1 protein-coding gene is annotated in these 237 nt (G+C 65.8%); it reads right to left on the bottom strand.

Annotated elements, in window-relative coordinates:
* On the bottom strand, nucleotides 1–237 hold a 237-nt coding region (locus SB772_RS45410), incomplete at both ends, for an iron-containing alcohol dehydrogenase (RefSeq protein WP_410839204.1).

Raw genomic sequence — 237 nt, 5'->3', positions numbered from 1 at the left:
GGTCGATGCCGAGCCAGTTGCGCAGCGGTTCGTCGTTGGTCAGCCGGACCGCGAACAGCTTCGCCGCATCGAGCACGCTGCCGCCGCCGATGGACAGAATCGCCTGCGGTGCGAATGGCGCGATCTGTTCCTGGTACACGGCCTCGACGTTGCCGATGGTCGGCGCCGGCTCGACGCCGCGAATGATGCGTACGTCGACGTCTTTCGCGTTGAGCGATTCGATCACGCGATCGGCGA

It is taken from the genome of Paraburkholderia sp. SIMBA_030 (assembly GCF_046535245.1).
In the GTDB taxonomy this organism is placed as follows: Bacteria; Pseudomonadota; Gammaproteobacteria; order Burkholderiales; family Burkholderiaceae; genus Paraburkholderia.
Note: the sequence above shows the minus strand (reverse complement) of the source record. Positions and strands in the feature narration are given on the sequence as shown.